At 71.5% G+C, this 12,673-nt stretch carries 12 protein-coding genes; 2 read left to right on the forward strand and 10 right to left on the reverse strand.

The window, feature by feature from the left end; genetic code table 11:
* Nucleotides 1-2: 2 nt before the first annotated feature.
* From OG408_RS14985 to OG408_RS14995, 3 genes are all read right to left on the reverse strand, one after another.
* Nucleotides 3-1,307: an extracellular solute-binding protein gene (locus tag OG408_RS14985; RefSeq protein ID WP_326670281.1), complete on the reverse strand. Its 1,305-nt coding sequence runs from the start codon at nt 1,305-1,307 to the stop codon at nt 3-5.
* A gap of 228 nt (nt 1,308-1,535) precedes the next feature.
* Nucleotides 1,536-1,829 (reverse strand): DUF3039 domain-containing protein, encoded by a 294-nt coding sequence (locus tag OG408_RS14990; RefSeq protein WP_266779385.1) that lies wholly within the window; start codon nt 1,827-1,829, stop codon nt 1,536-1,538.
* A gap of 29 nt (nt 1,830-1,858) precedes the next feature.
* Nucleotides 1,859-2,419 carry a YqgE/AlgH family protein gene (locus tag OG408_RS14995; RefSeq protein ID WP_266779387.1) on the reverse strand — a complete coding sequence of 187 codons (561 nt, stop codon included), beginning with the start codon at nt 2,417-2,419 and terminating at the stop codon, nt 1,859-1,861.
* A gap of 275 nt (nt 2,420-2,694) precedes the next feature.
* On the opposite strand from OG408_RS14995, the gene murA reads away from it, so the two are divergent.
* A complete protein-coding gene (gene murA / locus OG408_RS15000) occupies nt 2,695-4,035 on the forward strand; it encodes a UDP-N-acetylglucosamine 1-carboxyvinyltransferase (protein ID WP_266779389.1) in 1,341 nt (446 codons plus the stop codon).
* Between the two features lie 127 nt (nt 4,036-4,162).
* On the opposite strand, the gene OG408_RS15005 is transcribed toward murA, so the two are convergent.
* From OG408_RS15005 to OG408_RS15030, 6 genes are all read right to left on the reverse strand, one after another.
* Entirely contained in the window at nt 4,163-4,444 is a 282-nt protein-coding gene (locus OG408_RS15005; protein WP_003968811.1) for an HU family DNA-binding protein, read from the reverse strand.
* Between the two features lie 342 nt (nt 4,445-4,786).
* Entirely contained in the window at nt 4,787-6,220 is a 1,434-nt protein-coding gene (locus OG408_RS15010) for an NAD-dependent malic enzyme (protein ID WP_266779391.1), read from the reverse strand.
* A gap of 416 nt (nt 6,221-6,636) precedes the next feature.
* On the reverse strand, nt 6,637-9,015 hold the full coding sequence (locus OG408_RS15015) for a HelD family protein (protein WP_326670284.1): 2,379 nt from the start codon (nt 9,013-9,015) through the stop codon (nt 6,637-6,639).
* A gap of 140 nt (nt 9,016-9,155) precedes the next feature.
* Nucleotides 9,156-10,010, reverse strand: a complete 855-nt coding sequence (locus tag OG408_RS15020; RefSeq protein WP_266779395.1) for an anti-sigma factor family protein — start codon at nt 10,008-10,010, stop codon at nt 9,156-9,158.
* Entirely contained in the window at nt 10,007-10,594 is a 588-nt protein-coding gene (locus OG408_RS15025; protein WP_266779397.1) for a sigma-70 family RNA polymerase sigma factor, read from the reverse strand. Before OG408_RS15025 ends, OG408_RS15020 begins: the two co-directional genes overlap by 4 nt.
* 88 nt (nt 10,595-10,682) lie before the next feature.
* Nucleotides 10,683-11,306, reverse strand: a complete 624-nt coding sequence (locus tag OG408_RS15030) for a CGNR zinc finger domain-containing protein (protein WP_266779399.1) — start codon at nt 11,304-11,306, stop codon at nt 10,683-10,685.
* A 117-nt stretch (nt 11,307-11,423) separates the two neighbouring features.
* Between OG408_RS15030 and OG408_RS15035 the strand changes: the two genes are divergently transcribed.
* On the forward strand, nt 11,424-11,972 hold the full coding sequence (locus OG408_RS15035; protein ID WP_326670286.1) for a GNAT family N-acetyltransferase: 549 nt from the start codon (nt 11,424-11,426) through the stop codon (nt 11,970-11,972).
* Between the two features lie 20 nt (nt 11,973-11,992).
* Here the strand turns inward: OG408_RS15035 and OG408_RS15040 are convergent, their stop codons facing one another.
* On the reverse strand, nt 11,993-12,577 hold the full coding sequence (locus OG408_RS15040; RefSeq protein ID WP_326670288.1) for a GNAT family N-acetyltransferase: 585 nt from the start codon (nt 12,575-12,577) through the stop codon (nt 11,993-11,995).
* Nucleotides 12,578-12,673: the final 96 nt, after the last annotated feature.

The following is a 12,673-nucleotide window of genomic DNA, read 5'->3' on the forward strand; positions in this document are numbered from 1 at the left end:
CGTCAGCCCGCGTCGGCGAACGCCGCGTCCATCTTCTTCGCGGCGTCGTCCGAGGCCTTCGCCACGTCCTTACGGCCGCTGACGATCTCCTGGAACATCGTCGGCAGGATCAGCGAGGAGTCGATCTGTCCCCAGGCCGGCGATGCGGGGACGAACCTGGTGCCCGCGCCGAGCGTGGCGACGAAGGGGGCGACGAACGGCTCGCGCTTCGCCGCTTCGGCCCGTACGTCCTTGTACGTCGGCAGGAAGCCCATCGCGTCGAACATCTTCGCCTGGGTGGCCTTGCCGGTGAGTTCCTTCATCAGGCCGACGGCCAGGGTGCGGTGCTTGGTGCTCTTCAGCACGCCGATGTTGTTCCCGCCCGCGAACGCGGGGGCGACGGAGCCCTCGGCGAGTCCGGGCAGCGGGACGACGGCGTACTTGCCCTTGACCGTGCCGGCTTCGACGGCGGCGTGGCTGAAGTCGCCGCCGATGGCCATGGCGGCCTTGCCTGAGGCGAAGGCGGTGACGGTCGCGTTGCCGCCCATGGCGGCGCACTTGGCGGCCGGGCAGTTGGCGGCGCCGAACAGGGAGGTGTAGGCCTCGATGCCCTTGCGGGCCTTGTCGCTGTTGATGGCGGCCTTGTACGCGCTGCCGCTCCCGTCGGCGAGTTCGCCGCCGTTGGCCCAGATGAAGGGCATCGCACCGTAGGTGTACGCGCCGCCGACGGCGAGTCCGTACAGGTCCGGCTGCTCCTTGTGGATCTTCTTCGCGGTGGAGATCAGCTCGGCCTGGGACTTGGGCGCCTCGATGCCCATCCGGGAGAACACGTCGGTGCGGTAGTAGAGCGCGCGGACGCCGACGAAGAGCGGGGCCCCGTAGACCTTGCCGCCGACCGTCACCGACTCCTTGGCCGTCGGGTCGGTGTCCTTGGCGTCGTCCCAGGCGGCGAACTCCGCGCTGACATCGGCGAGTCCGCCGTCCTTGACGTAGCCGGCGGTGTCCGTGTTGCCGTACTCGATGAGGTCGGGGGCGCTGTCGGGGTCGTTGAACGCGGCCTTGACGCGCTGGGCGCGGGTCTCGACCGGTATGTACTCGATCTCGACCTTCGCGCCCTCGTGGGCCTTGCGGAAGGCGGCGGTCGCGGCGTCGACGACCTTCTCCTTGGGCTTGTTGCCGACCTCCTGGAACAGCCAGACGCGGAGCGTGCCGGTCTTGTCGTCCTCCTTGGAGCCGGTGTCGGAGGTCTGCGGCGCGCAGGCGGTGGCGGTGAGGCCGGCCAGCACAAGCGCCGCGGCCGGAACGGCAATTCGGGCAGAAAACATCATCCGGAACCCCTACCGGTAGGCGTTGCATCATGCGCAACGCTCGTTTCGTTCTGCACAACTTGCAGGAGAGTAGGTCCGGACCAGGACGCCGACAAGTGGTCTCCACCACTCTGTGACCCTCGGAAGCAGCCCGTGCAACGCCGGCGGCCCCCCGCACGGCGAAGAGCCCCCGGGGCACGCGACTGCGTGCCCCGGGGGCTCTCCCGGGCTCTTCGTGGTGCGGTGGGACTACTGCTTGTCCTTGCCGCCCTTGCCCTTGTCCTTGTCGCCGCCGGCGCCCATGGACTCGTAGATCTCCTTGCACATGGGGCACACCGGGTACTTCTTGGGGTCGCGCCCCGGCACCCAGACCTTGCCGCACAGTGCGACCACGGGGGTGCCCTCCAGGGCACTCGCCATGATCTTGTCCTTCTGAACGTAATGGGCGTAGCGCTCGTGGTCGCCGTCGCCGTTCGACACCTGCGGCGTCGGCTCCACGAGGGTTCCGGTACCTGCCCCGCGCTCGGGCTCAAGAGTGCTCATAACCGCCAAGCGTACTGAAAGCCCGGGCATCAGTTCAGCGAAGGGTCGTCCGGATACGTGGCGATCATGGCCAGTTCGCTGCGCTGGCGGCGCAGTACCGCCCGCCAGAGACCTTCCGGGCTGGGCGAGGACACGTCACCCGGTTCCGATTCGACGACGTACCAGGCGCCCTCGGACAGCTCCGTGTCCAGCTGACCGGGCCCCCAGCCGGCGTACCCGGCGAAGATCCGCAGCGAGCCGAGCGCCGCGGCCAGCAGCTCCGGGGGCGCCTCCAGGTCCACCAGGCCGATCGCCCCGTGGACCCGGCGCCAGCCCAGGGGGCCCTCGTCGCCGGGGATCACCGCGACACCGAGCGCCGAGTCGAGGGAGACGGGCCCGCCCTGGAAGACGACGTCCGGCTCACCGGTCAGTCCGGCCCAGGACGCGAGGATGTCACCGACGCCGACGGGGGTCGGGCGGTTCAGGACCACGCCGAGCGAGCCCTCCTCGTCGTGGTCGAGGAGCAGCACCACCGCACGGTCGAAATTCGGGTCCGCCAGGGCGGGTGTGGCCACGAGCAGCCGCCCTGTGAGCGAGGACACCTCGGTCATGGCAGAAATGATCCCGCATCTTCGGCGTTCGCGGGGGTCAAGTGACCTGTTGGTCGCCCTGGGTGCCCGAGCGCAGCTCAGGGCGCACGGATGCACGAGGAGCGCACGCCGCGACCGCCCATCCGGACGGTAACCCTCCGCAATATGGGGGGAGCAGAGCGTGTTGTGGCGGATTCATGACGTTCGCACACCCCCCGTTCTCTTACGGAAGGGGGGTGCCTGGCCATTACCCTTTCGGTTGGCCCCCTGCCCGACCACTCCGGAACGCGAGATTCATGACCGGCACAGACGATGTCCTGCTTGTCCACGGCGGAACCCCGCTGGAGGGTGAGATCCGCGTCCGAGGCGCCAAGAACCTGGTGCCGAAGGCAATGGTCGCCGCGCTGCTCGGCAGCGGGCCCAGCCGGCTGCGCAACGTGCCGGACATCCGCGATGTCCGGGTGGTGCGCGGGCTGCTGCAACTGCACGGCGTGACGGTCCGTCCGGGTGACGAACCGGGTGAGCTGCTCCTCGACCCGACCCATGTCGAGAGCGCGAACGTCGCCGACATCGACGCCCACGCGGGCTCGTCGCGCATCCCGATCCTCTTCTGCGGCCCGCTGCTGCACCGGCTGGGCCACGCGTTCATCCCGGGCCTCGGCGGCTGCGACATCGGCGGCCGGCCGATCGACTTCCACTTCGACGTGCTGCGCCAGTTCGGCGCGACGATCGAGAAGCGGGCGGACGGCCAGTACCTGGAGGCCCCGCAGCGGCTGCGCGGCACCAAGATCCGGCTGCCGTACCCCTCGGTCGGCTCCACCGAGCAGGTGCTGCTGACCGCGGTGCTCGCCGAGGGCGTCACCGAGCTGTCCAACGCGGCCGTGGAGCCGGAGATCGAGGACCTCATCTGCGTACTGCAGAAGATGGGCGCGATCATCTCCATGGACACCGACCGGACCATCCGGATCACCGGTGTGGACCGGCTCGACGGTTATACGCACCGGGCCATCCCGGACCGCCTGGAGGCCGCCTCCTGGGCGTCCGCGGCGCTGGCGACCGAGGGCAACATCTACGTCCGCGGCGCCCAGCAGCGCTCGATGATGACGTTCCTGAACACCTTCCGCCGGGTCGGCGGCGCCTTCGAGATCGACGACGAGGGCATCCGCTTCTGGCACCCGGGCGGCGCGCTGAACGCCATCGCGCTGGAGACGGACGTGCACCCCGGCTTCCAGACCGACTGGCAGCAGCCGCTGGTCGTGGCGCTGACGCAGGCCGCCGGCCTGTCGATCGTGCACGAGACGGTGTACGAGTCCCGGCTCGGCTTCACCTCGGCGCTCAACCAGATGGGCGCGCACATCCAGCTCTACCGCGAGTGCCTGGGCGGCAGCGACTGCCGCTTCGGCCAGCGCAACTTCCTGCACTCCGCGGTCGTCTCCGGGCCGACGAAGCTGCAGGGCGCGGATCTGGTCATCCCGGACCTGCGCGGCGGTTTCTCGTACCTGATCGCCGCCCTGGCGGCCCAGGGGACGTCCCGGGTCCACGGGATCGACCTGATCAACCGCGGCTACGAGAACTTCATGGAGAAGCTGGAGAAGCTCGGCGCGAAGGTCGAGCTGCCCGGCGGTTCACTGGTCTGACGACGGGTTCCCGGGGGCCGGGCCCCCGGGAACGCGCCTGCGGGGCGTGGAGCGGCCCTCTGCGGCCCGTACGCCGAAGGGCGGCCACCCTGGTCGGGGTGACCGCCCTTCGTCGTACTCAGGGGTGTTACTTGCCCTTGGCGGCTTCCTTGAGCTTCGAGCCCGCGGAGACCTTCACGCTGTAGCCGGCCGGGATGTTGATCGGGTCGCCGGTCTGCGGGTTACGAGCGGTGCGAGCGGCACGGTGGGTGCGCTCGAAGGTCAGGAAACCGGGGATGGTGACCTTCTCGTCGCCCTTGGCGACGATCTCACCGACGGTCTCGGCGAGCGCGGCCAGCACGGCGTCGGCGTCCTTGCGAGTCACCTCGGCGCGGTCGGCCAGGGCGGCCACCAGCTCACTGCGGTTCATGTTGTTACTCCCGTGTTCTTCTTGCCTGTGAGGCGTGAGATCGAAGCCGATGCTGCCAGGGCCCTCGGACAGTGCCCGGACCCGGGTCCGTTTTTGAGACCTTCGCGCCCCGTGGGGTCTCCCCCGGACGAAGTCCTTGGGAAAGCATCCTGCCCCCACCTGCGGCGGGAAAGCCAATCCGGCACCCTCCGGAGTCACACGAAAAGCACCACTGCCTCGTCGTGGTGACGTTCCGTCGACTCCCCAAAAGCGGTCCGCACCTGATGCGGGGCTCTGTGGGACGCGTCGCCCGCCCACCCTAAAGGGGCGTTTGGGGCGCCGCGAGCCGCGACGCGCCGGACATCAGACGGACGTGGGGCCCGTCACAGCCGCGCCGGCCGCCTTGGCGGCGTCCCGGACGGCTCCCGCGACCGCTCCGGCGACCTTGTCGTTGAAGACCGACGGGATGATGTAGTTCGCGTTCACCTCGTCCTCGGCGACGACATCGGCGAGGGCGCCCGCGGCGGCGAGCATCATCTCCGTGTTGACGGTGCGGGACTGGGCGTCCAGGAGGCCGCGGAAGACTCCGGGGAAGACCAGGACGTTGTTGATCTGGTTGGGGAAGTCCGAACGGCCGGTGGCCACGACCGCGGCCGTCCGGCGGGCGATCGCGGGGTCGACCTCGGGGTCCGGGTTCGCAAGCGCGAACACGATCGCGCCGTCCGCCATGGCCGCGACGTCGTCGCCGTCCAGCACGTTCGGGGCCGAGACGCCGATGAAGACGTCGGCGCCCACGACGGCCTCCTTGAGGGTGCCGGTGACGGACTCCGGGTTGGTGTTGTCGGCGATCCAGCGCAGCGGCGAGCCGGCGGCGGCGGAGACCAGGTCCTCGCGGCCGGCGTGCACCACACCGTGGATGTCGGCGACGACCGTGTGCTTGACGCCCGCGGCGATGAGCAGCTTCAGGATGGCCGTACCGGCCGCTCCGGCGCCGGACATGACGACCCGTACGTCCCCGATGCCCTTGCCCACCACGCGCAGGGCGTTGGTCAGCGCGGCCAGGACGACGATGGCGGTGCCGTGCTGGTCGTCGTGGAAGACGGGGATGTCCAGGGCCTCGCGCAGCCGGGCCTCGATCTCGAAGCAGCGCGGCGCCGAGATGTCCTCCAGGTTGATGCCCGCGAAGCCGGGGGCGATCGCCTTGACGATCTCGACGATGGCGTCGGTGTCCTGGGTGTCCAGGCAGATCGGCCAGGCGTCGATGCCCGCGAAGCGCTTGAAGAGGGCCGCCTTGCCCTCCATCACCGGGAGGGCGGCCATCGGGCCGATGTTGCCGAGGCCGAGCACCGCGGAGCCGTCCGTCACGACTGCGACGGAGTTGCGCTTGATGGTGAGGCGCCGGGCGTCCTCGGGGTTCTCGGCGATCGCCATGCAGACCCGGGCCACGCCCGGGGTGTAGATCATCGAGAGGTCGTCACGGTTGCGGATGGGGTGCTTGGACGCCATCTCGATCTTGCCGCCGAGGTGCATCAGGAACGTACGGTCGGAGACCTTGCCGAGGACGACGCCCTCGATGTCGCGCAGACCTTCGACGATCTCGTCGGCGTGCGAGGTGGAGGAGGCGGCGATCGTGACGTCGATCCGCAGCTTCTCGTGGCCGGAAGCGGTCACGTCGAGGCCGGTGACCGAGCCACCGGAGGACTCCACGGCCGTGGTGAGCTGGGAGACCGCTGTGCCGCTCGCGGGCACCTCCAGCCTGACCGTCATCGAGTACGAGACGCTGGGCGCCGTTGCCATGGCCGAGTCCTTCGCTTTCCTTAGCTTCATTGCTATGCGTGACCGGAGCGGAAACCACCTCTCTCCGGACACGCCTTCCGATATTCGCACCTACCGACGAGTAGCCGGTAATGACTGCCACACTTCGGAAAGTGTTTTCCACCATACGAGATATGAGGCTTCCAGCGGAACCCCCACCAGCCCCGCAAACGAAAACAGACCCGCGCCACCGGAGGGTGACGCGGGTCTGTCTTCTGCAGTTGTACGACACCGGCCCGCCATGCTCGCCTCGCGGCAAGTGGTCGCTCGAAGCGACGAAGGTTGGGCCCGGGGGCTTGGATCGAGCCGGTGTCGACTCCAGGCTAACAAACACCCCGGAGAAGTGATTCCCGTGGCGCAGGTTGACCGAAAAAAGGCTCCCGCACCCGGCCCCCCGGTCAGTCCCTGAGCAGGTCCGGCACCCCGTCCTCGTCGGGCAGGTCCCGCTCCCCGGAGACGACCGTCAGCTGCTGCGTCGCGCGCGTCAGCGCCACGTACAGCACCCGCAGCCCCGCCGGGGACTCGTCCGCGATCTCCGCGGGCGAGACGACCACCGTGGCGTCGTACTCCAGGCCCTTCGCCTCCAGGCTGCCCAGCGCCACCACGCGCTCGCCGAGCTCCGCGAGCCAGCCACGGGCCTGCGCCCGCCGGTTCATCGCGACGACGACACCCACCGTGCCGTCCACCTCGCCGAGCAGCCGCCGCGCCTCCTCGCGCACCGTCCCGGCCAGATCGCCGTCCCGCACGGTCTCGAAGCGCGGCTTCACGCCCGTGGAGCGGACCGCGGCCGGGGACTCCATGCCCGGCATCGCGAGCGCCAGGACCTTGGCCGCCAGCTCGGCGATCTCCGCCGGGTTGCGGTAGTTGACGGTCAGCGTGAAGTTCCGGCGCGGACGGCTGCCCAGCGCCTCGTCACGCGCCGCCGACGCCTCGTCCGGATCGGACCAGGAGGACTGCGCCGGGTCGCCGACGATCGTCCAGGTGGCGTGCCGGCCGCGGCGGCCGACCATCCGCCACTGCATCGGCGTGAGGTCCTGCGCCTCGTCGACGATGACGTGCGCGTACTCCGTGCGCTCCGCCGCGAGCCGCTCGGCCCGCTCCCACTGGGTCTCCTCGCGCTGCGGCATCAGCTCCTCAAGACCCGTGAGCTGGTCCAGCGGATCGAACTCGCGCTTGCGCTTGGGCCGGTGCGGGGTGCCGAGCAGCGTCTGCAGCTCGTCGAGGATCGCCACGTCGTGGACGGACAGCGGGCCGCGGCCCTCCGCGTCCAGCCGCTTCAGGGAGCGCGCGAGCCGGCGCACCTCGCCCTGGTTGAGGGTCCGGCGCGCCCACCGGGCGAGCCGCTTCTCGTCGGCCATCGCCGCGAGCACCCCGCGCGGGGTGAGCTCGGGCCACCAGGCGTTCAGGAACTCGATGAACGGCGTCTCCGTGGAGACGTCCTCGTCGAACGACGAGCGCAGTTCGGCCGCGAGCTCCTGGTCGGTGTAGCGGCCGCGGCCCGACGACCGGTTCCACAGCGCGTCGAGCAGCAGCTTGCGGGCGCGCGGGCGCAGCAGGTTGACCGGCGCGGTGCCGGACAGGACGTTGTTGCGGATGCGCCGGAGCTCGTCCTCGTGGAGTTCCACGCGGGCGCCGAAGGCCACCACCCTGAGCCGGGTGGGCGTGGCCGCCTCCTGGGGCGTCTCCTCGGCCTCCCCGAAGGCCAGCTGGCCCTCCTGGGCCGCCGGGCGGGCCGCGGGCTGCTCCAGCGCCCCGCGGGCCGCCTTGCGCAGCACGTGGAGCATCCGGGAGGAGCCCTTGATGCGCGCCACGGCCGGTTCGTCGTAGGTGGTGGCGCCCTCGGTGCCGGCCGCCTCGTCGGACAGCGAGCCGACGGCGCGGATCGCGACCTGGCCCTCCTCGCCGAGCGAGGGCAGCACCCCTTCGGTGTACGCGACCAGCAGCGGCGTCGGCGAGACGACGAGGATGCCGCCCGCGTACCGCCGCCGGTCCTGGTAGAGCAGGTAGGCGGCCCGGTGCAGCGCGACCGCGGTCTTGCCGGTGCCGGGACCGCCGGAGACCTCGGTGACCGAGGCGGCGGGCGCCCGGATCACCAGGTCCTGCTCGGCCTGGATGGAGGAGACGATGTCCCGCATGGTGTGGCTGCGGGCCTGGCCGAGTGCGGCCATCAGTGCGCCGTCGCCGATCACGGGGAGCTTGTCGCCCTCCAGGAACGCGGTCAGCTCGGGCCGCATCAGGTCGTCCTCGACCCCGAGGACCCGGCGGCCCTTGGAGCGGATGACCCGGCGGCGTACCACCCGGCCCGGTTCCTTGGGCGTCGAACGGTAGAACGGGGCGGCCGCCGGGGCCCGCCAGTCGATGACCAGCGGCGCGTAGTCGGAGTCGAGGACCCCGATCCGGCCGATGTGCAGCGTCTCGGCGATATCGGCGGTGCCGTCCTCCCGTACGACGTCGTCGGCGGGTTCGACGGAGGTGAACGCGCCGTCCGGGCCGCGTTCACCGTCCTTGCCGAGCAGCAGGTCGATCCTCCCGAAGAGGAAGTCCTCGAACTCGCTGTTCAGCCGGTTGAGGTGGATTCCGGCGCGGAACACCTGGGCGTCCCGTTCGGCGAGCGCTCCCGGTGTACCCACCTGGCCGCGCTTGACGGCGTCATTCATGAGAAATTCCGCCTCGTGGATCTTCTCCTCGAGGCGGTGGTAAACACGGTCGAGATGTTCCTGCTCGACACCGATTTCCCGGTCCCGCAACGAATCGACAGCGGCATCCTGCGCGGCCACCGAGGCCCCCTTCTGACGTGCATTGGGCAGCCGTCAACCCTATGCGAAGGGGGGCCTTCGCGCACCTGCCGCAGGCATCGATCTCGCGCGCCGGGATATCGATTGCGTTTCGGGGACCCGCCGGGGGGGGTCCCCGCAGCTCAGGCGTCGACGCTCACCAGCCGTTCGCCGTCGAACGTACGGACCTCGAAGTGGTCGATGTCGGCCCGCTCCATGGCCGCCCCGCCATGGACGTAGAGCGGATATCTGGCGGCCGGATGCGTGGAGTCCGTGATGCCGTAGCCCCACTTCGGCACGGACCAGGAGGTGACGACCTCCTCCTCGCCGGTCTTGGAGACGGCGACCAGCCGGCACTTCTGCGGGCCCTTCACGTTCTTCAGCTCCAGCACGGTGTGCGTGCCCCAGGCCTTCGGCTCCATGCCGACCGTGGCGTCGACCGCGGTCACGGGGTCGGTCGCCTCCACCTTCTCCTTCATGTGGTGGAAGAAGGCGTCCTCGGCGGGGCTGGTGGGGTGCGGGTCGGCCGCCTCGACGGTGCCGCTGCCGCTGTCGGTCGCCGTCACCGCGATCACCGGGCCCCCGATGATCAGCGCCGCTGCCGCCGCCACCAGGTATCTCCCGCGCCGGGTGCGCCGGGCGCGTTTGGCGGCGACCTCGTCGACCAGGGTGTCGAGCACCCGGGGCGCGGGCGGCGCCGGGACGTGCGGGACCGGCCGGGCGCCCGGCACGGCGGCCGGGGCCTCGGCGAGCATCGCGAGCATCGGCTCAAGACCGGCGAACTCGTCGAGATGGGCGGCGCAGCGGGCGCAGCCGGCCAGGTGCTCCTCGAAGGCGGCGGCCTCGGCGGGGTCCAGGATGCCGAGGACGTACGCGCCCGCCGCGTCGTGTCCCGCCTCGTCGACGGGTCCGGCGGCCGGGCCCGGGACGAAGGGCCCGGCGGGGCCGGAGGGACCGGCCGGGCGGGGCCCGAAGGGCTCCCAGTCGTGGTCGCTCATGCCGTGATCCCCCTCTCCTCCAGTGCGAGCTTCATCGACCTCAGTGCGTAGAAGACCCGGGACCGCACCGTGCCACTGGGGATGCCGAGGACCTCGGCCGCCTCGTTGACCGTACGGCCCTTGAAGTAGGTCTCGACCAATGCTTCCCGGTGGGCGGGGGTCAAATCGTCGAGCGCGTCCGAGAGCGTCATCAGCCACAGCGCCTTGTCAATCTCGTCCTCCGCGGGAATGACCTCCAGCGGTGACGGGTCGACCTCGTGCGGCCGGGCCTGCCGACTGCGGTGGCCATCGATGACGATGCGCCGGGCGACCGTCACCAGCCAGGGCCGGACGGAACCGGTGGCCCTGTTGAGCGAACCGGCGTTCTTCCAGGCACGGATGAGCGTCTCCTGCACCACGTCCTCGGCCCGCTGCCGGTCACCGGCGACGAGGCGGAGCACGTACGCGAGCAGGGGTCCGGCGTGTTCGCGGTAGAGCGCCCGCATCAGCTCCTCGTCAGGGACGGCGGAGGGTGACGGGGGCGGCCCACTGCGATGCCGGGCCCGGTGCGGACGGTCATCGGCCACGGCCGCATCCTTGCGCACCCGAACCTCCCGGTCGAGACCCTGTTGAGCTCCTTGGCCATCGATACGGGGCGGCGCGGCGATCCATTCAATCCGCGTCCAAGATTCTTTACGGCTCCGGTGCCGCCCGGTCCCGGAGGGCGCCTGCCGGGTCCGCGTTGCGGCGCCGGTGCCGGGCGACCCGTTCGCGGTTGCCGCAGACCTCGCTGGAGCACCAGCGGCGGCGCCGGCCGCGCGAGGTGTCCAGGTAGACGCGCCGGCAGTGGTCGCCCTCGCAGCGACGCAGCCCGTCCAGCGCGACCGGGTCGGTGAGGAGCTCGACGGCGTCGCGCGCCACGGCGGCCAGCAGGGCCGCGCAGTCGGGTTCGGTGCTCAGGCCGCGCACCAGCGCGCCGTCACCGGCACGCACGGCGCACAGGACCGGCGGGGAGCCGGCGGCGAGCGCGTTGACGCGCTCCAGGGCGCCGTCGGCGCCGCGCCCGCCGAGCTGTGCGGTCAGCAGCCGGTCCAGGGCGGTCCGCAACTGCCGGAAGCGCACGAGCCAGTGGTCGTCCACGCCCTGGAGCAGGGTGCCCCGCGGGACGGCTCCGGCGGCCGTCAGCCAGTCGGCGAGCCGTTCGGGCCGGTCCAGCGGATCGGCGGTGCCCGGGCTCCCGGTCCCCGTCGCGACCAGGTCCAGGCAGAGCCGCCCGGAGTCGAACCGCCAGTCGCACGAGCCCCTGCGCGTCGCCATGCGCATGCCACCGCCTCGGGTCCGGTAGACGTCCCCACCAGAGTGCCCCTCGCGGCCCCCGCCCGTAACCCCTGCCACCACCCCGGGCCGCGGCAACTCCCCTCGTACGATGACCGGATGAACGACGACCTGCGCACCGACCGCATCCTGGACGGCTCCCTGGTGCTCCGCCCCTGGCTGCCGGGCGACCTCGGGGTCCTCCTGGACGCCTACCGCGACCCGGCGATCCAGGCCGGGTCCCGCGCCCCGGTGGCGGACGAGGAGGCGGCGGCGGACTGGCTGCGGGCCCAGGACGAGGGCCGGGCGTCCGGGCTGCGCCACAGCTTCGCCGTCGTGGACACGGCGCTCGGGGACGGGCCGGTCGGGAACGTCGTCCTGGTGCGCCCCTCGCCCGGCTCGGACGCGGCCGAGGTCGGTTACTGGACGGCGGCGCCCGCCCGCGGCCGCGGCATCGCCCCGCGGGCCCTGGAAGCGCTCACCGGCTGGGCGTTCACCTCACCGGCAGGGGACGGGCTGGTCCGGCTCGACCTGCTGCACCAGGAGGACAACGAGGCGTCGTGCCGGGTGGCCGAGAAGGCCGGATACGCCTTCGCGGAGGTGCTGCCCGCGCACCCGCCGTGGCCGCTGGCCGGCCACCGCCACGAGCGCCGGGCGGCGGGCCGCTGAACCCGCCGGACCGGGTGCGCTCAGACGCCGGGGGCGGCCGGTGCCCCGGTCAACGGGCCGTCGTGCAGGATGCGCTGGAAGAGCCGGTGGTCGCGCCATTCGCCGTCGATGTGCAGATAGCGCGGGGCCATGCCGAACTCCTCGAAGCCGCACTTGGCGAGCACCCGCTGCGACGCCGTGTTGTCCACCACCGTGCCGGCCTCGATCCGGTGCAGCCGCAGTTCGTCCCTGGCCAGTTCGCAGATCAGCCGCACGGCGGCGGTGGCCAGTCCGCGGCCCGCGAACGCCACGTCCACCCAGTAGCCCAGGGTGGCGCTGCGGAACGGCCCGAGGACCAGGGCGTTGAGGCTGAACCCGCCGATCGCGCGGTCCTGCGCGTCGGCGAGGGTCCACGTCATCGCGCGCCCCGCCTCGCGGTCCGCCAAGGCGTCGGCGAGCCGCTCGCGCTGCCCCTGCTCGGTGTAGAAGGCCTCGGGCCGCACGGGCTCCCAGGGCCGCATGTACGTACGGCTGCGGGTCAGGGACTCCGCGCGGGGGCCGGCGTCGGCCAGGGTCAGGGGGCGGAGCCGTACCTCCGCGTCGATCAGGTGGATGTCATCGGTCATCCCCGCACGCTACCCGGGCGCGGCACGATGCCCCGTGCGGCGGCTGGACGCCCGCGAAGGGAACTGCGCGCCTGAGCCATGGAGCGGCCCCGGCGC

It is taken from the genome of Streptomyces sp. NBC_01257 (genome assembly GCF_035917255.1).
In the GTDB taxonomy this organism is placed as follows: domain Bacteria; phylum Actinomycetota; class Actinomycetes; order Streptomycetales; family Streptomycetaceae; genus Streptomyces.